Origin of the sequence: Lacrimispora sp. (assembly GCF_032078915.1) — a bacterium.
Classification (GTDB): Bacteria; Bacillota; Clostridia; order Lachnospirales; family Lachnospiraceae; genus Lacrimispora.
The window spans coordinates 36,502-58,306 of record NZ_DAMAUN010000032.1 but is presented as its reverse complement, the minus strand read 5'-3'; the positions used below and the strand labels follow the sequence as shown (position 1 = coordinate 58,306).

22 protein-coding genes are annotated in these 21,805 nt (G+C 43.5%); all 22 read right to left on the bottom strand.

Annotated features, from left to right (window positions below; translation table 11 throughout):
- Positions 1-1,152, bottom strand: a 1,152-nt coding sequence (locus RT269_RS14100; protein WP_313183491.1) for a response regulator, incomplete at its 3' end; no start/stop codon positions are given.
- Between the two features lie 169 nt (positions 1,153-1,321).
- A complete protein-coding gene (locus tag RT269_RS14095; protein ID WP_313183490.1) occupies positions 1,322-2,206 on the bottom strand; it encodes a DMT family transporter in 885 nt (294 codons plus the stop codon).
- Positions 2,207-2,677: 471 nt separating this feature from the next.
- A complete protein-coding gene (locus RT269_RS14090) occupies positions 2,678-3,421 on the bottom strand; it encodes an ABC transporter permease (protein ID WP_313183489.1) in 744 nt (247 codons plus the stop codon).
- Positions 3,418-4,140: an ABC transporter ATP-binding protein gene (locus tag RT269_RS14085; RefSeq protein WP_313183487.1), complete on the bottom strand. Its 723-nt coding sequence runs from the start codon at positions 4,138-4,140 to the stop codon at positions 3,418-3,420. Before RT269_RS14085 ends, RT269_RS14090 begins: the two co-directional genes overlap by 4 nt.
- A 61-nt stretch (positions 4,141-4,201) precedes the next feature.
- Positions 4,202-4,969, bottom strand: coding sequence for a MerR family transcriptional regulator (locus RT269_RS14080; RefSeq protein ID WP_313183486.1), 768 nt, complete (start codon positions 4,967-4,969; stop codon positions 4,202-4,204).
- A gap of 216 nt (positions 4,970-5,185) precedes the next feature.
- Positions 5,186-6,073, bottom strand: a complete 888-nt coding sequence (locus RT269_RS14075) for an RsiV family protein (protein WP_313183484.1) — start codon at positions 6,071-6,073, stop codon at positions 5,186-5,188.
- Positions 6,070-6,561, bottom strand: coding sequence for an RNA polymerase sigma factor (locus RT269_RS14070; protein WP_313183483.1), 492 nt, complete (start codon positions 6,559-6,561; stop codon positions 6,070-6,072). Before RT269_RS14070 ends, RT269_RS14075 begins: the two co-directional genes overlap by 4 nt.
- A 457-nt stretch (positions 6,562-7,018) precedes the next feature.
- Positions 7,019-7,894, bottom strand: coding sequence for an AraC family transcriptional regulator (locus RT269_RS14065; protein ID WP_313183482.1), 876 nt, complete (start codon positions 7,892-7,894; stop codon positions 7,019-7,021).
- A gap of 248 nt (positions 7,895-8,142) precedes the next feature.
- Complete coding sequence (locus RT269_RS14060) at positions 8,143-9,108, bottom strand: ABC transporter permease (RefSeq protein WP_313183480.1); 966 nt, start codon at positions 9,106-9,108, stop codon at positions 8,143-8,145.
- Positions 9,108-10,625 (bottom strand): sugar ABC transporter ATP-binding protein, encoded by a 1,518-nt coding sequence (locus RT269_RS14055; RefSeq protein WP_313183479.1) that lies wholly within the window; start codon positions 10,623-10,625, stop codon positions 9,108-9,110. The genes RT269_RS14060 and RT269_RS14055 overlap by 1 nt, the downstream gene beginning before the upstream one ends.
- 30 nt (positions 10,626-10,655) lie before the next feature.
- Positions 10,656-11,630 (bottom strand): substrate-binding domain-containing protein, encoded by a 975-nt coding sequence (locus tag RT269_RS14050; RefSeq protein ID WP_313183477.1) that lies wholly within the window; start codon positions 11,628-11,630, stop codon positions 10,656-10,658.
- A gap of 26 nt (positions 11,631-11,656) precedes the next feature.
- On the bottom strand, positions 11,657-12,307 hold the full coding sequence (gene dhaL / locus RT269_RS14045; RefSeq protein WP_313183475.1) for a dihydroxyacetone kinase subunit DhaL: 651 nt from the start codon (positions 12,305-12,307) through the stop codon (positions 11,657-11,659).
- Positions 12,304-13,302, bottom strand: coding sequence for a dihydroxyacetone kinase subunit DhaK (locus tag RT269_RS14040; protein ID WP_313183473.1), 999 nt, complete (start codon positions 13,300-13,302; stop codon positions 12,304-12,306). Before RT269_RS14040 ends, dhaL begins: the two co-directional genes overlap by 4 nt.
- Positions 13,295-14,155: a class II fructose-bisphosphate aldolase gene (locus tag RT269_RS14035; protein WP_313183471.1), complete on the bottom strand. Its 861-nt coding sequence runs from the start codon at positions 14,153-14,155 to the stop codon at positions 13,295-13,297. The genes RT269_RS14040 and RT269_RS14035 overlap by 8 nt, the downstream gene beginning before the upstream one ends.
- Before the next feature lie 45 nt (positions 14,156-14,200).
- Positions 14,201-15,121, bottom strand: a complete 921-nt coding sequence (locus RT269_RS14030) for a 1-phosphofructokinase family hexose kinase (RefSeq protein WP_313183469.1) — start codon at positions 15,119-15,121, stop codon at positions 14,201-14,203.
- A 139-nt stretch (positions 15,122-15,260) separates the two neighbouring features.
- On the bottom strand, positions 15,261-16,007 hold the full coding sequence (locus RT269_RS14025; RefSeq protein WP_313183467.1) for a MurR/RpiR family transcriptional regulator: 747 nt from the start codon (positions 16,005-16,007) through the stop codon (positions 15,261-15,263).
- A gap of 180 nt (positions 16,008-16,187) precedes the next feature.
- The gene (locus RT269_RS14020) at positions 16,188-17,207 is read right to left on the bottom strand and encodes a substrate-binding domain-containing protein (RefSeq protein WP_331664162.1); all 1,020 of its coding nucleotides are present in this window, start codon (positions 17,205-17,207) and stop codon (positions 16,188-16,190) included.
- Between the two features lie 41 nt (positions 17,208-17,248).
- Positions 17,249-18,211: an ABC transporter permease gene (locus RT269_RS14015; RefSeq protein ID WP_313183465.1), complete on the bottom strand. Its 963-nt coding sequence runs from the start codon at positions 18,209-18,211 to the stop codon at positions 17,249-17,251.
- Complete coding sequence (locus RT269_RS14010) at positions 18,195-19,706, bottom strand: sugar ABC transporter ATP-binding protein (protein ID WP_313183463.1); 1,512 nt, start codon at positions 19,704-19,706, stop codon at positions 18,195-18,197. The genes RT269_RS14015 and RT269_RS14010 overlap by 17 nt, the downstream gene beginning before the upstream one ends.
- A gap of 30 nt (positions 19,707-19,736) precedes the next feature.
- On the bottom strand, positions 19,737-20,135 hold the full coding sequence (gene rbsD / locus RT269_RS14005) for a D-ribose pyranase (RefSeq protein ID WP_313183461.1): 399 nt from the start codon (positions 20,133-20,135) through the stop codon (positions 19,737-19,739).
- On the bottom strand, positions 20,129-21,073 hold the full coding sequence (rbsK, locus tag RT269_RS14000) for a ribokinase (protein ID WP_313183459.1): 945 nt from the start codon (positions 21,071-21,073) through the stop codon (positions 20,129-20,131). The genes rbsD and rbsK overlap by 7 nt, the downstream gene beginning before the upstream one ends.
- 17 nt (positions 21,074-21,090) lie before the next feature.
- Positions 21,091-21,726: a deoxyribose-phosphate aldolase gene (deoC, locus tag RT269_RS13995; RefSeq protein ID WP_313183457.1), complete on the bottom strand. Its 636-nt coding sequence runs from the start codon at positions 21,724-21,726 to the stop codon at positions 21,091-21,093.
- Positions 21,727-21,805 lie beyond the last annotated feature (79 nt).

Genomic DNA, 21,805 nt, shown 5'->3' with positions numbered 1-21,805 from the left:
GATCTTATGGTTTTTCATGAAAAATAGATACAGGTTACAGACCTCTCTGCACATCTGCAGAATTTCATGCCCGGTCATATCCGGCTGCTCCAAAAGCCCGTCTTTCAGTTTCATCAGGCAATCCCCCACCTGCTGCCTGTCCAGGCTTTCCAAAGCCGTGTTCATATTCTGGTTGAACTGAGTGAACCACTGGCTTGATGCCAGGTGAAAGGAGCTGCGCAGCTCCCCCTCTAAGAGTTTGCCGTTTCCGGCAACCAGACGCTGCTCCACCAGATACCTGGCGGATTTAAGAGAACTTCTTAGCTGGGCAATATTCCATACGGTTGTTCCAAACCCAATGGTCACTCGAAGTCCTTCCAGAATGGATTCCAGCACAGCAAGCTCGTTTAATATATTTTTACATTGCCGGCGGATGAACTTCCGGTTTTCCTCCCCATAATTCAGGAACAGATAAATATGGCTGTTTTCCACATACAATTCCCAGTCAAATACATGGCCTTTCAGCATCTGCTCTGCAATTTGAGTTGTCTTTTCTGTCAGAAATTCCAGGTTTTTCTCATCAGGCATGGAAATTCCATCAAATTTGACACAAACGATCTGGAAGCATCCCTGTTTTAGCTGATAATAATACTGCTTATTGATTTCTTCCAGGCTGGAGCAATCCTGTTCGCTCCTGTCCCGGTACAGGACATTAGAAAACCAGGTGGTCCGCAGCCTCTCTGCGTCACTCTTCCTTGCCAGCCTGACCCGTTCCTCGTAGGTCAGCTGCTCGCTTTTTTCATTATACCTTACTCTTATTTTTTCCAGAGTTTCCGTTAGTTCCTGTTTTTTGATAGGTTTTAACAAATAATCACTGACCCCATATTTGATCGCCGTCTGGGCATATTCAAAATGGCGATATCCGCTGATAATCACAAATTCCACGCCTACATTCAGTTCCCGGGTCTTTTTCACCAGGTCCAGGCCGTCATATCCCGGCATCCGGATATCCGTAATCACTACATCAGGAGAAAGGGCTTCTATCTTTTCAAGTGCCTCGATCCCGTTATTTGCCACACCGCTGAGCTTCATATCCAGTGCTTGCCAATCGATCAGCTTCTCGATCAGCTGGCAGATCTTTTCTTCATCATCTGCTATCAATACTTTTAACATGATTATCCCCCTGCTTTGCCCCGATTCTTTTGTCATTATAACATGTTCGTCCTAGGGAAGGAAGTAGTGTAAAAAAAGAAAAGCAGGTTCCCATAGACGAAGTATCGTTTATGGCAATCTGCTGTCTTGCATTATATATTTTATTTTTTTCAAGTCATATCTGCTGCAATTATGACTTGCTGCTCTCTGATAATAATACTGCAATAAAAATCAGAATAAATCCAACTAAAATTCTAAGCGTTAATGGTTCACCTAATAAAGCAATTGCAAACATTACGCCAAAAACTGATTCTAAAGATAATAATATAGAAGCCGTTCCTGCCGGAACATATTTCTGTCCAATATTTTGAATAGAAAAACATACTGCAGAAGCAAAAATTCCTAAATAAAATATGGATCCAACTAAGTCTAATGAAAATACATTCAGGGACAATTGACCTTCCAATATAAATGCTAATACCCAACAGATAATTGCAGCGCAGGGCAACTGTATAATTATCAAATTAATTGGATCATGTTTTTTAGTGTAAGTATCAATATATAAGATTTGTATACCATAACAAAAACTGCATACCAGAGTCAAGACATCACCAATATTAACATGACGAATACCACTATTTAATGATAGAAATCCTATTCCCACAACTGCCAGAACCGCTGCAGCAAAACTTTTTCTATGAATTTTAACCCTATAGAACAAAAAATTCATAAAAGGTACAATAATTACGTACAACGTCGTTATAAAAGCATTATTACTTGCGGATGTATATTTTAAACCGTAAGTTTGAAATATATAACTTATAGACAACCAAAAACCACATACGATACCCGGCCAAAGGATTGACTTATTAATATTTTTTAACCTTGAAAAGAATATTACCGCCAAGGCCAGGCCACCTATGCTGAACCGTATTGCCATAAGGTAAATCGGTGATATCTGGGAAACTGAATTTTTCATTACAACAAATGAACTTCCCCATATTATTGTTATAAAAACTAACCCAAAAGATGATATAACTTTTTTCTTATGTAAAGATATTGTTTTCTCTTTCAAAATTGCACTCCTTGTTTAATTTCTTTTTGTCAATCCATAAATAATAAGTTTCAACAGAAAATAATTCTGCACACCATTGCCATATTTATTCTAATATAGCATTTTCTTTATCCTGAGCAAATTCATATATCACCGCCTCACTTCTGACAATTTTCCACTGAATATAATAACCATCTAAGAAATTGATATTATCAAAAAATTTTCTAATTACCTGGATCATGTTATTAACTATGCTTTTTATGTTACTAAATCGGTTTTCAAATACTTTTTTAGAATTTTTTAGAATTTTAGTGAATGATATATGTACCTTTAAGTGTTTTTTAATACTCTGATGCAATAAATTCGAATTTTTCAAGTCATATTACTACTCAGCAGGTATTCTACTATAGCAACAAAATCCGAGAGTGATCTCCCGGACTTTGTATTTTGAATATTTATGGCAAGCTCTGTCAGGCCGATTATTCCAATCTTTCATTCCCACTTGAAAAATCGGAGGGAAATACTGATACATATCACCGCAATGGCGACCATCACCATAACCGGAATGAAAACCCTGTCCATTGGCAGCCCCAGTGATGCAGCCTTAAGAAGTTTAATTCCCTGTGTCAATGGAAGGAGGTCTGCTGCTTTTTGAAACGCAGCAGGCATTACCTCATAAGGCAGTGTGGCGCCTGAAAAAATAAGCATTGGAAAGTACAGCAGGCTGGCGGCAGCACCAGCTATTTTCGTGTTCGGCGCTAACCCGCCCACCAGGAGCCCAATGCTGAACATAGACAACATGACCAGCAAGTACGCCCCAAGGAACGGAAGCCATAAGCCTTTTAATTGATATCCGAAAAAAATCGCCCCAGTTACATAAACAAGGATAAGGGATGCAATAGAATAAAGTGCGTAAATGGCAACCTGTACCGCCAAGATAAGTGCGGGATCAGCGGGCGTTACCTTAAACCGCTTTAAAATCTTTCTGCTTCGATAATCAGAGACAACCAGGGGAAGCCCCATCACACCTCCGGCACATATAGCAATGGCTGATACCGCGCCAAAAGATTGTTCCAGGAACGTATATTCTGCGCCATCAAAAGCGGGTTTGTCTCCAAAAACTGCACCTAAGATTACAACTACAACAATTGGCATGCAAATAGCAAAGATAAACATGTCCAGCCCACGAAGGGATAACTTTCCTTCTGTTTTTAACAACGTTTTAAATGTTTTCATAGTTCACCCTCCCCGTCAGTATACCAAAGATATGCATCCTCAAGCTTTTCATAAGGACTTGCTGCGACCGCTTCTTTTATGGAACCGCAAAATATGCTATTCCCATTCTTCAAAATCATGATCCTGTCACAAAGGGCTTCCACCTCATCCATAAAATGTGAGGTCAGCAAAATGGTAATTCCTCTTTCTTTTAACTTGGAAAGACTCCTCCACACGTCCCGCCGTGCCCTGGCATCCAATCCTGTTGTCAGTTCGTCTAAAAATACTACTTCGGGATCTGGGATCAGCGCAAGCACGATAAAAAGCCGTTGCTTCTGGCCTCCAGAAAGTTCACTGACCAGACTTTTTGACTTTTCCAAAAGTCCGAACTGTTCCAGAAGAACACCATAATCCAGGGTGTTCTTGTAGAGCGAAGCAGTAACTTCACAAAGCTCATCTACCTTGATTTTGTCTTGATAGTTGGCCTCCTGAAATTGAACACCGACCCTTTCAAAAAGTTTTTTCCGGTCTTTTTTCGGATTCATTCCCAAAATGGATACCGTTCCGCTATCCTGCTTTTTCGTTCCCAGGATACATTCGATTGCGGTACTTTTACCCGCACCATTTGCTCCCAGCAAGCCAAACACTTCCCCGCGGCAAATTGAGATATTAATGTTCTCTATCGCTTTCACTTGGGCGTAAGACTTGCACAGCCCTTTTACTTCAATGGTTGCTTCCATGCGATAAAATCCCTCCTTTTTTCTTTTCACAAAAAGAATAACACCAGAGCAAAGTCTGGTGTTAAAGTGTAGGGTTTGATACAAATTGTTTTTTCATCTTCTCAAGGTGCGTCAGCATTACTTTCGCATTTTCCTCTGCATAATGCAAAGAAGTGAGAAGCTTATCACATACGGAGATAATATCGTCGCTTTCATCCGGCGTATCAATCACCTGCCGGATATCTGCTTTGGGATTTTGGGATAATGTATTCAGCATTCGTAAAATTGCAGATAGGGAGTAATTTGCACAGCGCAGGGAACGTATGATTTTTAGCCGCCGGATATCCTCATCCGTATAAACCCGGTAGCCGTTTTGTTTTCGTTTTATAGTGAGCAGACCGTTCATTTCCCAATTTCTTAAAGCCTCCATTGAAATTTGTAAATAACCGGCCGTTTCTTTTCTTGTTAAAACCATAGTCTCGGCTTCTTGTTCCTGGTTGCTGCCTGATAACAGCTTTTGGGTGATCTCTATAGCCTCTTCCGCATTACTCTGCTCATTTTTTATCTGCTGCAAATAATGTTCCGTTAAGGCAGTTGCCTTGTCAAAATTTCCGGAAGCTGAGGTCTTAATAATCGTAATTGCCTGTTTTCTCAATCCATTTTGCAAAACTTCCACCTTTAGCGCGATTCTTACGAACTTAATCTGTTCCATATGAAAGTCTGTAAAAATGCGATAACCGTTTTCCTTCCGCTCTGGTTTGGGAATAAGCTCAAGTTCTTCATAAAGCCGTACTGTATTGGAATGGATTCCTATACTACGCGCAATTTCAGATGTCATGTAAGTTTTCATTTAATCTATCACCACCATTTTATTCCACCATAATAGCAACATTTAAAAGTCTGGTGTTATAGTGGAGAGTTCAATTGTAACTAATAAGAATATAAAGTGCAAGGCGGAGATGATATCGGCCTGTCTGCAAAAGAAAACAAGCATTTCGTCCATCGGGAACGATACGCTTGTTTTCCAGTCAACCTGCCTTATAGAGCCATAAACACGATTCGCTCTTTACCTTACTATTTCAAATTCAACTGACCCGGCAGCTCCAGGCGCTATCTCATATTTGTCAAAAACTATCACCGGATTTCCATTATCCTTCATATAAAATTTTGTCTCGTCAGAAATGCTTTCGAAACCGCCCTCCTCAGGAGTAAAAAATGGAATACCAATTTCTTTTGATTTTTCTTCCATCTGGCTATTAATGCTCTCGTTTGCTTTATTGATGTAATCCTCTCCAAGAACATCTCCTAGTGATAATAGCTTTCCAGATTTTAGATCTATGTTATAATACTTTTCCTGACTGTAGGCAGAGGTCCAGCTCTCTGTTCCCCTTACCACAAAAGAAAGATAGTCATCGCTTTGAGCCTTGATCTCATACCACACCTTGATCTCGATCTTATGTTCCGCCCATTCTGCCTCTGTTCCTCCTGTGTCCAAAAATGCCTGTTTGTAATCCTGTGCACGCAACAATGATTCATCCGCATATTTGCTGCAGATTTCCTGGATTTCTTCATTTATCTGCTTGGAAAGTCCATGGGTATCCTTTTGGATAAATTCCACTCCCGGCACTTCTACCGAAATTTTTTCATCCCCAACAGTCTTTTTATAGGAGCTTACGGTCAGGACCCTGGCGATGGCACCTACAACCGGAATCTGGTGCACCTCCTCTGCAAAAGCTGTGTTTATATTCAGCGCCGCAGTAAATGTAATAAGGAATGCTGCCGCTGTTCCCAGTCCCCATTTATAAAACCTTCTATTTCCGCTCCCAATATTATTCCTGCTGCTTGTTGCTTTTCTTCCTTCAAACTGCTCGATGGCACCTTGTATGCGTCCGCTTAATTCCTCGGGAACGGGAGTCTCATCGTATCTTTTTTTAGCATCCTCCAACTGGTTCATAAGTTTACCTCCTGAATATTCTGCTTTAACAATTTTAAGCCACGGTACAGCCTTGCCTTTACCGTGTTTAAATTGGCACCGGTGATCTCTGCAATCTCTTTCAGCGACATTTCTTCAAAAAAACGAAGCTTAATGATGTTTTGTATTTCTACATCCAATCGGTTGATCTCATTATAAAGGTCATCCGATGGTTCAAAGCCCCGTTCATAATAGGGGATCTCCAGACCCAGATCTTCTCCTGATGCGATCTCTTTTTTATTTTTCTTGAGAAAATAAATGCTCTCGTTTACAAGAATCCTGTAAAACCATGTTTTAATGGCATCGGTATTTTTTAAGGATTCATAATGATCCAGCGCTTTTAATACCGCATTCTGAACAATGTCCAGAGCATCCTCCTGGTTTTGGGCGTAGCTGAATGCCAGCCGGTAAAATTTTTTCTGGTTTTCAATGATATAGCCTGTTATCTTATCATAGATCTCTTGTCTCATTAGTTACCCTTTCTGTCCTTTACAGACATTTTTGCCGTTCTGTTATATAGATGATTTCAGAGACAAAAAAGTTGCAGAAAATGAAAAACAAGGCTCTGAAAATTCAGAAGCCCCGTTTCTATATACGTAACGCCCTTACTATTAAATCCATTATTATTATTTCACTTTTGAGCTTTAATTTATTCTATTAACGTAAATGTCACCAAACATCATGTGACGTAATTCGGTATCATATGTTTTTTCATAATTTCCATACCTCTATCTTTACATAACTGAGTCAAAATATCAAGCAGGGCATCGGCTTTCCCTCTTATATTCTAAACAAAGCGGCGGCTTTGAATCTATATGATTACAAAACCGCCGCTTAATAATACATTTTTCATTGTGTATAACGGATTACCTGCCAAATGACGGATTTTCATATGCCATCCGGCAGTTTAAAAATGCCTTTGTGAATTTAACCGTCAATTTTGCGAACAGGAATCCATATCTCACTTTTATAATCCGGCCTGCTCGTATCAGGGGTTTCGTTCCACAATAACTCCGGTCCCCCGGTCAATTCATATCCCGATGCCGGGAACCACTCCCCATAAATCTTAGCCCATGTGTCCTGTATCGCCTCCGGAAACGTGCCAACCGCTTTAAATACCGCCCAAGTGGATGCCGCGACATGAAGGAGGTCATAGCTGTCAGGAGCCGTCTTGGAAGTGGCAACTCCGATATACTGGTCAAGTTGTGAGCCTTCCGTGGTACGCTCATTAAAATTCGCAGAAACACTGAGCATTCCTTTTGGTTCCACGTCGCATAATCCTTTTAGCTCATCAATAATTTGAGGGGTTAGTTTTTGTACCAATGAGTCCATCTGTGGATTGATTCCTTTAAATTGCACTGTAATTCTTTTTTTAAATCCAACAACATAAAATTCGCCTTTTTCGACAACTCGATAATTCATTTCTATTCCTCCTTTGATTGTTAATTGAAAGGTCATCGGAGGCAGGACTTTAAGTTCAGTGTTTGTTTTTTTGGCTTGTGAAGGGGTTACTCCATGCATCACTTGAAAGGCTTTGCTAAAAGCTTCCGGTGATTCATAGCCAAGCTGTAATGCTAAATCAATGACTTTTACCGAATCGTTCTGCAACATCAGCCCTGCGGCCGATAGCCGCCTGCGGCGAATATATTCACCTAATGGCATTCCTGCAAGAAAAGAAAACATTCTGCGAAAATGATATTCTGAACAGCCGGATATACGTGCGATCTGACTCGGCTCAATATCAAGCATCAAATTTCTTTCAATATATGCCATTGCATCATTAAATTGAGCCAGTGTATTCATTGCCTGATTCCTCCTTTCAAAACAATCATACCTGAGTTTTAGATGTAATTCCTGATATTTTTGATGCAGATAAACACAGATTTAATTATCAATAAGGACTCCTTACTTTAATGTTCTGTCAATATTAAAAATCAAATATTAATACGTGCTTTTACCGAAGGTAATTTTCCTTTTCCGGCTTCATTATATCATGCAATGCTTTTGGTTAAAAGAAGTAACCTTTGCCGGAATCTATATCATTATCAGCATCACTCATTGCTCTGCAGCCGGTCAATCACCACTGCAATGAGAATAATAACTCCCATGGCAATGGTCTGCCAGTAAGAGGATATGCCTAACAGACTCAATGCATTATTTATGATTCCAATGACAAAGAGTCCAAAGATCGTCTGCACCATACCGCCCCGTCCTCCGGACATGCTGGTGCCTCCCATAGCCACAGCAGCAATGGCATTCAGCTCATATCCGGCTGCAGCAGTTGCCTGACCGTTCTGCAATTTAGAAGCCAATACAGCACCTGCAAGGGCCGCTAAGATTCCGCAGATAATATAAACAGACATTTTGATCTTCCTGACCTGGATTCCGCTGAGCTTTGCAACCTCCGTATTGCTTCCTACCGCATAAATGTATCTGCCGTAACAGGTTCTTCCAAGAATAAAAATGGCAGTACCAATCACCAAAAACATGAGTATGACAGATACCGGCACCGGACCAACCGAACGAAGTCCTACCCAGCCAAAAGAAGCCGGAAGCCCGAATATCGGTTTTGCATCTGTAAAAACATATCCCAGACCTCTCGCGGCATTCATCATCGCCAGCGTGGCGATAAAGGGCGGAACATTTAAAACAGATACAAATAAACCGTTGATGCTGCCGCAAATTCCTCCGACCACAACAGATGCTGCCACAATCACACACAAGCTCAGCCCTATGCCGGCATCCGGAAACAGCTTGATGCCGGCTGCTGCAGCAATACCGGCAAGTGCTGCAACAGATCCAACGGATAAATCAATTCCATCAGAAAGAATCACAAACGTCATGCCGGTTGCAATCAAAGCATTAATTGCAATTTGAATCAACACATTTTTAAAGTTACCGATGGTTGCAAACCTGGGAACAAACATCAGGCAAAGTGCAAATAAAAGGATCAGAAAAATCAGCATGGTATTGTCTTTTACAAATGTCAGATATCTATTTGGTTTTTGTGTATTCATTATTTTGCCCTCCCGGAACCTTCTGTGCTGATGCTTGCCAATCCCATGATTTTTTCTTCCGAAGCCTCTTTGGTATCTATAAATCCTGAAACAGTGCCTTCCCTCATTATCATAATCCGGTCTGCAACTCCAAGAATTTCAGGCAGATCAGAGGAAACCATGATAATGCTGCCTCCGGCCTCTACAAACTCCTTCATCAAGTTGTAGATTTCAGCCTTTGCATTGACATCAATCCCCCTGGTAGGTTCGTCCATGATCAAAATACGGGAACCTGCAAGAAGCCACCTTGCAATGACCACCTTCTGCTGGTTACCTCCTGAGAGATTTTTAATCCTGGTCTTGATCCCGGGAGTTTTCGTCCCCATCTTTTTAACATATTCCTCTGCTGCCGACTTTTCCCATGCGAAATCGATCAATCCCTTTTTAGACCTTTGAAACAAGCTGGATAACGTCGTATTGATGGCTACATTCTTTTCAAGAAGCAGCCCCTGGCCCCTTCTGTCCTCCGGAACAAGGCCAATCCCGGATGCAACCCCATCCTTTACTGATTTTGGCCGGTATGGTCTGCCATAGACAAACATCGAACCAGAGTCCGGGGCATCCGCTCCGAAAACAGTTCTCATCACTTCTGTCCGTCCAGCACCGATCAATCCTGCAACACCCAGGATTTCTCCCCTTCTCAGATGAAACGTGACATTGTGGAAAATGCCGCCTCGTCCCAGGTTTTCTACGGATAACACAATTTCATCCTTTACTGCATGTTCAGACCGAAAATAGAACTGCTTCATTTCTCTTCCGACCATCTTGTTGATCATTTCTTCTTCTGAAATTTGAGATAAGGGCAGAGTTACTACAACCTTTCCATCTCTTAAAATCGTAATATCATCCCCTATTTCACGTATCTCCTTCAAACGGTGGGATATGTAAATAACCGCTACATTTTCTTCCTTTAAAGACTTTATGACCTTAAACAAGGCCCCCACTTCCTTTTCAGACAAGGAGGAGGTAGGCTCATCCATGATGACCATTGAACTGTTTTGGGATACCGCCCTGGCGATTTCGACCATCTGCTTATCCCCATTGGCCAGCTTTCTGATAAATGTCTTGGGGTTTATTTGCATTCCCAATGATTCCAGCAGCTTTCCGGCTTCCTGATTCATCTTCTGCTTATCAATCAGCCCTAAGGGAGTTTTGGGTTCCCTTCCAAGGAAGATGTTCTCAGCAATCGTCAGATCCGGTATCACACTGAGCTCCTGATGGATCACACTGATTCCTTTCCCTAAGGATTCTCTGGTGTTTTCAAATCTTTCTTTATTTCCTCTGACAATCAGATTCCCTTCATCCGATTGATATACCCCTGAGATAATTTTAATAATTGTAGATTTCCCTGCACCATTTTCCCCCAGCAGAACGTGGACTCTGCCAGGGGAAAAATTGATGGAAACGTCATTCAGTGCTTTTACGCCAGGGAAGGATTTACTAATGTGTTCTAAAGCAACGAAAGCCTGTTCTTTCATTGCATCTCACTCCTTCCGTTGTAGGTTGTATTATTTTAAGTTGCTTGCGTCAACCACTCTCGGTGGAATCGGAATTAATTTTTCAACAGACTCACCGGCCAGATGCTTCTTAATGCATTCCAATGTTGTTATTCCAATGGCTGACGGATCCTGCGCAATATCAGCAATCCAGTTTCCACCGCTTAAAATCGCTTCAACACCTTCCGGGTTTCCGTCAAAGCCAATCACCTTTACATTACTTCCCACCGCATCAATGGAGGACATGGCACCTACGGCCGCGGGATCTCCGACACAAAATACCACATCAAGGTTTTCATGCTTTAACAGCATATTCTGCATAACCTCTGCCGCTTTTCCCTGGTCTCCTGAATAGTTCTGTACATCCACGACCGATACATCAGGAGCATTTTTACTAAGCCATTCTGTGAATCCTTTTTCACGCTGTACGCAGCCTTCAATCTCTGCATATGTAATAACTGCCGCCTGACCGGCTTTTTGTTTCAGGATATGTTCCACCGCATATTCTGCAGCCAGTTCTCCGCCTCTGTAATTATCGGTTGAAATATGGCTGATTACCTCTCCATCCGACGCAACATCCATGGTAAATACCGGTATACCGGCTGCATCAGCCACTTCCACCATGGATTTACTTCCGGCCGAGTTGGTTGGACAAATGACGATGGCATCTACTTTTTGTGTAATAAAATCCTGTACCTGATTCAGCTGTTTGTTGCCGTCTCCTGCCGCATCCTGGATGATCAGCTGATATCCCATTTCTTTTGCCTTTTCATTCATAGCCGCCTCTATGTTATTATAGAAAACATGGGCATTGTTTAACAGGCTGACACCCACTGTGATGCCTTTGTCATTGGTTTCCTTAGGTTTTGAAGCCTCCTCGCTTCCCGCATTTGTTGCCACTGCCGGTTCCTGTGCGGCTTTCTGGCATCCCGCCAGACTCAAAACTACTGCTCCTACGACTAAAAATCTCTTTAATGCTTTCTTCATGTTGCGTAACCTCCCATAGATTTTATTTATATCAAGTTATTTGATACCCAATACGACATAGCCTGGAAAATCAGCCATACGGATGTAGCACCCGCATCCTGCAGTCCAATCGCCTTGTCCCCGTAATATTTTGCCCTTCCAAATCTGGCTCTTATCTCTTTTGTATATTCAACACCTTTTTGTGCCGCTGCTGCAGCCATGGAGAATCCCTCATGTATGGTCAGCCCCTGGGATGCGGCGTGTTCTAACGCAGCAACGGCTGGTTCCAATGCATCCACCATAGTCTTATCTCCGGCCCTGGCCTTCCCTCTCTGCATAATGGCATCCAGGGATACCCGGAAGCTTTCCGCAAAATCCGAAAGCCCGAAACAATAGGACGGCTTTCGACGGATAACACCGCTGATAAACATGGTACCAAACAAAACGCCTGAGGCTCCGCCCATGGTATCAAGCAGGATCCGCCCTAATTCCTGAAATACGGTTTCCACAGATTCTGCTTCCAGGGAAGGAAGCTGTTCCAGGACCGCTTTAAATCCCCGTTCCATACCCATGCCATGATCTCCATCGCCTATTTTCATATCAATTTCTGTCAGATACGGCTCATTTATCACAATCCGGTCGGCAACACACAGAAAAAGCTGCTTTACCTGATCCGCATTTATTTGATCCACCTTCATCTGCTGCCTCCTTGAAACCGGAATAATGGGGATTTACAGGGTTTTTGATATAATTCTTTCAACTCATCATCAAGGATCAGTACTGATACGGAAAAGCCACCGGTTCCCTGAGGTGAAAAAAGGGTGTCAATAAATGAATGAACATTGACAATTCCGTTTGCCTCTGCAATTTTACTCACTTTCCGGCTGACGATGCACAGTTCCAGCATGCTGGTAAAACCGTAGCCATTCACCATAAATGCAGCCTCACAGCCTGACGGGACCTCATTTAACAGCTGTTCCATGAGCGCTTCTGTTATCTCATCTGCTGACGATAGCTCTTCCCGTTTTATTCCGGGCTCTCCATTAAATCCCATTCCAAACTCCACAAAACCATCCGGAAGCTCGCACATCGCCTCTCCTGACCCGGGCATATATCCCGGTGAGGTGGTTACACCAAAGGTTCTGGTGTTTTTGCCTGCTTTCTCAACCACCCGTTTCATTTCTTCCAGACCATAGCCTTCTTTTGATGCTGCCCCCGCAATTTTAACCACAAAGGAAATTCCTGCTATCCCCCTGCGCTCCTCCTTTTTTTCTAAGGGAGCCGACGATATATCATCGGATACATAAATACAATGGGACTTAATTCCTTCTAATTCGGCCAGCTCGCGCACCAGTTCAAAATTCAGTACATCTCCGGCATGGTTTGCCGCGATAAAAATGACGCCCTTATCATGAGGCACTGACCTTGTCACTTCCAATACGGTACGGGAAGGGGGCGCCGTATAAATATTTCCCAGGGCAGCTCCGTCAGCCAGGCCATCTCCCACAAATCCCAGAACCCATGGTTCATTCCCAGATCCTCCGGCAATAACCACCGACACCTTATCTTCTTCCCTTTTATTTTTAATTCCCATAACGCCAGGTACCTTGCAATACAGGTCTGGATTTAAGGAAAGATAGCCTTCCAGCATCTCCGGTACCATCCGCTCCTGGCTATTGATCAGCTTATTCATAATATCCTGCTTTCCCCCCGCTGCCGCAAACTGAAATCTTGTTCCATACGTACTGTTTTACAGACTCTCGGCCTCTTTTGCCATAAGTTTTTGGATCAATAACGGATTGGTTTTCTTTTAGAACTGCTTTCACCCCTTCGCTAAAAGCGATTCGTAAATCCGTTGCATAATTGACTTTACAAATGCCTTCCCGGATGCATTCCTGCACCGTTTCATCGGCAAGCCCGGAGGTTCCATGGAGTACTAGGGGTATGGAAACCTTCTTCCTGATTTCCTTTAGTATATCAATGCGGATATTGGGAACCCCGGAATATACGCCATGTGCGGTTCCGATGGATACCGCAAGATAATCGATCCCTGTCTTTCCCACAAAATAAGCTGCTTCATCCGGTGATGTGAATCCTCCGTCACCGCCTTCCAGATCATCTTCCTTTCCTCCCACACGTCCCAGCTCCCCTTCGACCGGTATGCAAGACGGGTGGCAGGCATCCACAACGGACTTTGATAGAGCCGCATTCTCTTCCAGAGATAAATGGGAACCGTCTATCATAATGGAGGTATATCCCTCACGAAGGGCCTGCATCGCCAGTTCAAAGCTGCTGCCATGATCCAGGTGAAGCGCCACAGGGACTAAAGCGCGTTCGGATGCTGCTTTTACATTCGCATAGTACAGGTTTAAGCCTCCGTATTTTACTGTAGACGGCGTCGTCTGCAGAATCACCGGCGCGTGAAGCTCCTCCGCCGCATCTATGACAGCCATAACCATTTCCATGTTTTCCACATTAAAGGCACCGACTGCATAGTTTCCTTTTTGGGCATCAAGTAACATTTTTTTAGAAGTAACTAACGGCATTTTTCTCTCTCCTATTCTTGTGACAATCAGGTAACAGTCTCATGTTCATTCCACCCTTCTTACATCAATTTCCTTCTCATAATCATCTATCTTATCCATGGGGCCCAATCCGTTGCTCTCAGCCACGTTTGCTCCTACTGCCGCAGAACGCTTTAATGCTTGTTCTACCTCCCCCGGCTGATCAAGCCATACGCTTAAAAATCCGGCAAGGCACGCATCTCCCGCACAGGCAGAGCTGACCAGTTCAACGTTCTTTGTACCTGCAAAAAAAACGGTTTTTCCATTATAAAAATAGGATCCCTGGTCCCCCAGTGTAATAAGGATATTTTGTGCCCCCTTCTCGTGCAGATAGTGGAGGGCATCAACCATATCAGCTTCATCCCGCATAATGATTCCAAAGATATCTTTTACTTCCTCATCATTGGGCTTAATTAAGTATGGCCGGTAATGCATCAAGTCCTTTAAGTAATCGGAACTGATATCTATGATCACCTTTGCCTGTTTTTTTCTGCAGATTTCCATTACCTCATCATAAAACTGGTTTCCGATCCCCTTTGGCAGGCTTCCGCTGATTACCAGCGTATCTAAATCAATAAGTCCGTTCATAACCCGGAGCATATCCTCCTGCTTCCGGTCAGATACATAGGACCCTTCATTTACAAACTTGTATTCCTCTTTCCCATCGTTTATAAAAATATTAATCCGTGTGATATCATCCACCCAGACCGGAAAGGTTTCAATGGATTTCTTCTGAGTTTCTTCAACGATATATTTTCCTGAAAAATCTCCGAAAAAGCCAAGAACTTTCGATTGGATATGGAACCGTTTCAAACAATAGCTTACATTCAGCCCCTTGCCATTGGGAGTATAAACAGCACCATATGTCCGGTTTACTACTTTTGCCTGTATCCCATTGGTTGAAATATTCATATCAATCGCAGGATTTGTAGTCAAAGTATAGATCATCTTCTATTGCACCTCACCTTTTTTCAGAACTTCTGCTCATTTGCCATTATATATAGAAATCCCATGAAAATCTTTTCAGAAATTGAAAACCCAGCAAGCCAAAGACACAAAAAAAGGGCCGGATTTTTCATCCGCCCTGTTATTTCTTGCGATAGGTTGATATGTAATCAATGATAATTCTGCAAATCATATGCAATGCAATTCTTGATGAGACTTCAAATTCCTTGATTGCCTGATGGGAATGCTTATATCCGATAAGGGAATAATTGCTGTATAACAACAGCTTGGACTTCTCATTGCAGCAACAGGTAATCACACGGTTTCCACGGAGAAAGGCTGTAAATGCAGAAGCGATCAGTTCCGGAGTTTCTCCGTTTAAAGATAAGAGAAACAAAACATCGTCTGCCTTTAGTTTTGAAGCTTTTACCTGCATGATGTTGGGATCGTCTGTGTAAAAGACATCATAGTCCAGAAGCTGAAGCTTTAAAGAAAACTCCTGCCCAACATAGGTTGTCGGCCCTCTTGCGAAAACCGATATCTGCCGGGCAGAATCCAGGCATTTGATAATCTCCAGAACATCGGTAAGGGAAATACGTTCATGAACTTTCTGTGCCTCAATAAGGGTTTTATTGAGAATCTCATTTATGCCTTGTATTTCCTCACTCTTTGCCTTATTAACGGAGCGGTACCGGAGCTCATTGAATCCGTTTAATCCGCACTTCCGGATTGCTCTGGAAACGGTGGAGGGAGAAGAATAGGTTTCAAATGCAATATCTACAATTGACATCTCAGGAAGGGTATCTTCATGAGTATTAATAAAATTTACGATTTCAAGCTCAGTTTTTGTTAATTTATCTACGGTCTTTGGATCAAGTGATATAATCATGACAACACCTCCTGTCTCATATTTTTGAATGCGTCTCATCATTATTAAAAACTGTAGAAATTATATCACAAACAATAACGAAAATCTTTTCAGAATTTACAAATATTGACACGCCACTTAAAAAGCTGCGGCATCAGACCCATCAATCCGGTCTGATGCCGCAGCTAATAAAAATATCGATTATTCTTTTGTAACTAAATCATTTACGTTATCAGCAGTCACCAGTTCGTTGTCCAGAATCACATACTTGTCAACGTCTTTGCCCTGCAGATAATTGTATGCAGAGTTTAAAATCGCTTTTCCAAGGAAGAAAGGCGGTTCTGCAATCGTTGCATTAACCTTTCCAGCTTTAATGGCTTCAATGGTGTCATCAATGGCATCGCAGCCAATCATGGTAATCTCATCCAGACGGCCGGCAGCTTCGATCGCTTCCAAAGCTCCAAGAAGCATTTCATCGTTGGCTGCATATAATCCGTCGATGTGGTCGTTGGCCTGAAGGATGTTTTCCATTACGCTCATACCCTTGGCACGGTCAAAATCTGCAACCTGGCAGGCAACGATCTTCATATCAGGATTCTGGCTTATAACTTCGTTAAAGCCCTTGGAACGGCTCTGAGCCACATTGGTTCCCATAATACCCTGAATTTCTACGATATTTCCTTTGCCTCCCAGTGTGTCCACCAGATACTCTCCGGCCAGCTTTCCCGATTTGATGGCATCGTAACCGATATGAGAAACCACTTCTCCGCCGCTTGCCTCACGGTCCATGGTAAGCACCGGGATACCGGCCTCGTTGCATGCTTCTATAGAAGATACGATTGCATCCGAATCACACGTATCAATGATGATGCAGTCCGGTTTTTTGGTGATCAGGTTTTCTACGTCCTTCATCTGAATTGCCGGGTCATCCTGCGCATCTGTAATATAAAGTTCTACTCCTAATTCGTCTGCGGCTTTCTGTACCCCGTCTTTTACATCCACAAAGAATGGATTTGTCTGAGTATTCATAGCAAGTCCTATTACGTATTTCTTTTCTCCTGACTTAGCCTCTGCCGCAGCTTCCGCTGTTGTCGTAGCTGCTTCCGTCTGTGCGGTCTCCTGCTTGGTTTCAGACGCCTTCTCTCCGCTGCTGCATCCTGCCAGAGATGCAAGGACAAGCCCTGCGGCTGCTACTGCTGCCATGTGTTTTCTTTTGATCATAATCTTTTACCTTCCCTTCTTTTTTACATTAATAGTTTTATTTATTCTGCTTTCGCAGATAAATCCTTGACCTTTTTGTCCACCAGAACTGCAATGAGTACAACTGCGCCTTTTACAATATTGGTGGCATGGGGATTTACGTTCATAAGCGTAAGAATATTATCGATAATTCCCATGATCATAGCACCTACCACAGTTGGCAGTACAAATCCGGTTCCCCCGCTTAAGCTGGTACCTCCAAGTATGACCGCCGCAATGGCATCCATCTCGATCCCCTGTCCGCTGGTGGATTGTGCAGACCCCAGTCTGGCTGTTAAAACCACTGCTGCAATACCGCTTAAAAAGCCATTAATGATATAAGCCATCCACTCCGTCTTTTTAACGGAAATTCCAGATAAACGGGCTGCTTCCCGGTTTCCGCCAAATGCGTAAATACTGCGTCCAAAGCTGGTTTGTGTCAAAATGTAATGTGCCAGCAGGAAAAGAGCGATCAGTATAATAACAGGCACCGGAACCCCCAGAACCGTACCTTTTCCAATAAACTTATAGGAATCTACCTTGACCGGAATGGGAGAACCTTTGGTGTAGACCAAAACGCAGCCCCGAAGCAGGGTCATCATGCCAAGGGTAGCGATAAACGGAGGAATCCCGCACTGGGAAATAAAAAATCCATTTACGATTCCGCAGGTAATTCCGATTGCGACTGCTGTAAGCACCGCCAGAAAGGTATTGCCGGTGGAAGCCAGCACACCGGAGGCCACAACCCCGGCAAACCCCAGAATGGAACCTACGGACAAATCGATTCCGCCGGTAAGGATCACAAAGGTCATACCGCATCCGATGATGCCGGCAACTGTCACCTGCTTAAAAACATTAAACAGGTTGGAAACGCTTAAAAAGCTTTCTGACAAAAAGGCGGCAAAGATACAGATTACCAGTAAGATCAAAACCGAGCGATATATATTAATTTGGTTGATTAACCGTTTCTTAGTTTTCTGATTCATTTTCACTTACCCCTCCAGACGCATGTGCTAATATTTTTTCCTGATTCATTTCCTGTTTGGAGATTTCTAACACCGTTCGTCCTTCCCGCATAACAATGACGCGGTCACTGACCCCAATCAATTCCGGAAGATCCGTAGAAATTACAAGGATGCTCTTGCCCGCTTCCGTCAGCTTGTTCATAATGGCATAAATCTCCGCCTTGGCCCCCACATCGACTCCCCGTGTGGGCTCGTCTAAAATCAGAATATCAGAATCCGCTAAAAGCACCTTTGCAAACACTACTTTCTGCTGGTTTCCGCCGCTTAACTTTCCGGCAAGCTGCTGTGCAGAACTGACTTTAATATTAAGCGCTTTCACCTGTTCCTTTACACGGTCCATTTCCAGCCTGTTATCCAGCCGGAATCCTTTGGTCAGCTTTTTCAGAGAAGACATGGAGATATTCTCTTTGATGCTTCTTAATAAAACAAGCCCCTCCTGCTTCCTGTCATCCGAGACAAACCCGATTCCTGCTTCTAATGCTTTTCTGGGAGAAGAACAATCCTTCTTTTTACCATGTACGTAAATTTCTCCGCTGTCCATTGGAATGGCACCATAAATCAGCTTGGAAAGTTCTATGGTACCGGCGCCCAAAAGACCTGTGATCCCTAAAATTTCCCCTTTGTGAAGCTGTAAGCTGACATCATGGACCCCGCGGCTGTTTACTTTCCTGGCTTCAAATACCACTTCCTGGGCTTTGTAATCTCTGACCGGATACAGATTGGATACATTGCGTCCCACCATCATGGATACCACATCATCATAATCCGTCTCTCCAATGGTTTTTGATGCAACGAATTTTCCGTCGCGGAAAACGGTAAGACGGTCTGAAATCCGAAAAATCTCATCCATGCGGTGGGAAATGTAAATGATTGCAATTCCCTTTTTCTTTAATTCCTCAATTGCCCGGAAGAGAATCTGGATTTCCTCTTCTGCCAACGCTGCGGTGGGTTCATCCATAATAATGATTTTTGCCCCGATGGTCAGGCATTTGGCAATCTCCGTCATCTGAGCCTCTGCTACTGACAGATTTCTGACCTTCGTCTTTGCACTGAACTTTAAGCCCAGATGATCCAGATTCTCCTGCGCCTCCCGGTACAGCCTGTTCCAATCCACTTTCCCCAATGGATTTACAGGAAGTCTTCCAAGATACATGTTTTCTGCTACCGACAGTTCCGGAACCATATTAAATTCCTGATAGATCATGGCGATCCCATGTTTTTCCGCATCTTTGGCGGAATGAAACACCACTTCTTTCCCATCCAGATACATGGCACCGGAAGTATAAGGCTGTGCTCCCGCGATTATTTTCATCAAGGTAGATTTTCCTGCCCCGTTTTCTCCGCACAGGGCATGGACTTCTCCCTCAAAAATCTCCAGATGAACCCCGTCAAGAGCCTTGACACCGGGAAACGTCTTTACGATTGATTCCAGTTTTAAAACTAACCTTCCTCCCATATGTTTTCACCACTTCCCCTTTGATTCCGGTCAATATGCGCATCCTGAGACCAATACTACGTTGGTATAGCCTGTAAATTCGCCTGTCAGGATGATTGCCTTGGCCCCCTCAGTTATCTTTTTTAACTCCTTATGGGGCACATACTCCACCGGAATTCCTTCCGGCAGGAGAGCCAGTGCCTTTTTATGTAGCTCAGGGCTTACTGCAAGTGCCTCCTCTGCAAATATAGCCTTTTCCGTTACCATATACTTTTCTATTTCTTCCAGTACCTCCAGATAAGCAGGACTTCCCGGCTTCCAGCCCAAGTCCACCCGTTCCACTCCCTTAGGAACAGGAAGTCCGGCATCTCCGATTACCAGCATATCCATATGCCTGAGTTCTGCCATGACTCTTGCTAATTGAGGGTGCAAAATTCCTGTTTTTAACATGACCGCTCCTCCTTCTTCTGCTCTCTGATAAATGAGTCAATTTCTTCCCGGTCAGGCATGGCCGGTGTGGTACCGATCCTCTGTACCGAAATAGCGGCTAATGCATTGGCAAAAGCTGCCGCCTCCCATAGATCCTTTCCTTCTGCCAGGGCTGCCGCCAGGCCGCCATTAAATGCATCGCCGGCACCGGTCGTATCAACTGCACTTACCCGGTAAGCCGGCAGGATGCCCCTCTTCTCTGGAGTTGCTAAGTAAACACCTTTTCCCCCTAAGGTGATCAGTACATTTTTAACCCCTTTTTCAAAAAAGTAATCTGCAGCTCTTCCTGCATTTTCTTCCCCATCCACCGGTATCCCGGTTAATATCTCAGCTTCTACCTCATTAGGCGTGATTAAATCCACTTTACTTAAAATGCTGTCACTGACCGGCTGTACAGGAGCCGTATTTAAAATGATTTTTACGCCTTTCTCATATGCGATATCAATTACTTTTTCCACGGAAGAAATATTGGTTTCCAGCTGAGTCAGCAAAAATTCCGACTGATCCAGCAGGTCTGATATAGATTCTACTTCTTCGTCTGTGATCGTGTCACAGGCGCCCAGAATGACAACAATTTCATTCTGGCTGGTGTTTTCATCCACCATGATCAGCGCACAGCCGGTCTCTGTCTGTTCGGTACGGAATATCCGCTTTGTGTCCATTCCCAGGCTTTTCATGGTATTTAAGGCCACATCTGCGAATGCATCCTCCCCAAGCTTCGTTACCATAGTCACATCAGCTCCTGCCTTATGGGCAGCTACCCCCTGATTAAATCCCTTACCGCCCGGACCCATTTTAAAAAAACTTCCTTTAACGGTCTCTCCCGGGACCGGAAGATGGGGGCTTCTTCCCATCAGATCCACTACAAAGCTTCCGAAAACTGTTACTTTTTTCCCCATAATCCTTCTCCTTCTTCTTATAGCAAGGCGATTCCGTTGCCTGCTCCTATCCGGTCCGCGCCGGCCTCTACCATGGCCCGTGCCTCTTCCGGTGTACGGATTCCTCCGCTTGCCTTTACTTTTGCCCGGCTTCCTACGGTCTGCTTCATAAGTGCTACATCCTCAGTTACGGCACCGCCTGTGCTAAAACCTGTGGATGTCTTTACAAAATCTGCTCCGGCTTCTATAGAAAGCTCGCAGGCTTTTACAATTTCTTCTTTCGTTAAGAGGCAGTTCTCTAAAATAACTTTTACAACTTTCCCCTGAGAGGCTTCTACAACTGCTTTTATATCGTCACGCACCAGATCATAATTTTTATCCTTCATGGCGCCGATGTTCATTACCGTATCTACTTCATCTGCCCCTGCCTTCACTGCCTCGGCGGCCTCAAACGCTTTTGCAGAAGCTATCATAGCGCCCAGAGGGAAACCTACCACGCAGCAAACTGCGACACCGCTGCCTTTTAATTCCTTTGCTGCGAGAGGTACCTGACAAGTATTCACGCACACCGATGCAAATCCATATTCTTTTGCTTCTGAACAGTATCTTTTAATTGTTTCTGATGTGGCATCTGCCTTTAACATTGTGTGATCCACTAATTTTGCGATTTCCATTTTCTTCTCCTCTTTTCTTTCCTTCTCTATGCCCCGGATATGTAACCGGTTACATATCCGGGGTAAAAATAAACTGCTA

What these genes read in the sequence shown, in the direction of transcription:
- RT269_RS14090 (WP_313183489.1), bottom strand. Translation starts at nt 3,421, where the DNA reads ATGAAAACATTTAAAACGTTGTTAAAAACAGAAGGAAAGTTATCCCTT.
- RT269_RS14085 (WP_313183487.1), bottom strand. Translation starts at nt 4,140, where the DNA reads ATGGAAGCAACCATTGAAGTAAAAGGGCTGTGCAAGTCTTACGCCCAA.
- RT269_RS14080 (WP_313183486.1), bottom strand. Translation starts at nt 4,969, where the DNA reads ATGAAAACTTACATGACATCTGAAATTGCGCGTAGTATAGGAATCCAT.
- RT269_RS14075 (WP_313183484.1), bottom strand. Translation starts at nt 6,073, where the DNA reads ATGAACCAGTTGGAGGATGCTAAAAAAAGATACGATGAGACTCCCGTT.
- RT269_RS14070 (WP_313183483.1), bottom strand. Translation starts at nt 6,561, where the DNA reads ATGAGACAAGAGATCTATGATAAGATAACAGGCTATATCATTGAAAAC.
- RT269_RS14065 (WP_313183482.1), bottom strand. Translation starts at nt 7,894, where the DNA reads ATGAATACACTGGCTCAATTTAATGATGCAATGGCATATATTGAAAGA.
- RT269_RS14060 (WP_313183480.1), bottom strand. Translation starts at nt 9,108, where the DNA reads ATGAATACACAAAAACCAAATAGATATCTGACATTTGTAAAAGACAAT.
- RT269_RS14055 (WP_313183479.1), bottom strand. Translation starts at nt 10,625, where the DNA reads ATGAAAGAACAGGCTTTCGTTGCTTTAGAACACATTAGTAAATCCTTC.
- RT269_RS14050 (WP_313183477.1), bottom strand. Translation starts at nt 11,630, where the DNA reads ATGAAGAAAGCATTAAAGAGATTTTTAGTCGTAGGAGCAGTAGTTTTG.
- dhaL (WP_313183475.1), bottom strand. Translation starts at nt 12,307, where the DNA reads ATGAAGGTGGATCAAATAAATGCGGATCAGGTAAAGCAGCTTTTTCTG.
- RT269_RS14040 (WP_313183473.1), bottom strand. Translation starts at nt 13,302, where the DNA reads ATGAATAAGCTGATCAATAGCCAGGAGCGGATGGTACCGGAGATGCTG.
- RT269_RS14035 (WP_313183471.1), bottom strand. Translation starts at nt 14,155, where the DNA reads ATGCCGTTAGTTACTTCTAAAAAAATGTTACTTGATGCCCAAAAAGGA.
- RT269_RS14030 (WP_313183469.1), bottom strand. Translation starts at nt 15,121, where the DNA reads ATGATCTATACTTTGACTACAAATCCTGCGATTGATATGAATATTTCA.
- RT269_RS14025 (WP_313183467.1), bottom strand. Translation starts at nt 16,007, where the DNA reads ATGATTATATCACTTGATCCAAAGACCGTAGATAAATTAACAAAAACT.
- RT269_RS14020 (WP_331664162.1), bottom strand. Translation starts at nt 17,207, where the DNA reads ATGATCAAAAGAAAACACATGGCAGCAGTAGCAGCCGCAGGGCTTGTC.
- RT269_RS14015 (WP_313183465.1), bottom strand. Translation starts at nt 18,211, where the DNA reads ATGAATCAGAAAACTAAGAAACGGTTAATCAACCAAATTAATATATAT.
- RT269_RS14010 (WP_313183463.1), bottom strand. Translation starts at nt 19,706, where the DNA reads ATGGGAGGAAGGTTAGTTTTAAAACTGGAATCAATCGTAAAGACGTTT.
- rbsD (WP_313183461.1), bottom strand. Translation starts at nt 20,135, where the DNA reads ATGTTAAAAACAGGAATTTTGCACCCTCAATTAGCAAGAGTCATGGCA.
- rbsK (WP_313183459.1), bottom strand. Translation starts at nt 21,073, where the DNA reads ATGGGGAAAAAAGTAACAGTTTTCGGAAGCTTTGTAGTGGATCTGATG.
- deoC (WP_313183457.1), bottom strand. Translation starts at nt 21,726, where the DNA reads ATGGAAATCGCAAAATTAGTGGATCACACAATGTTAAAGGCAGATGCC.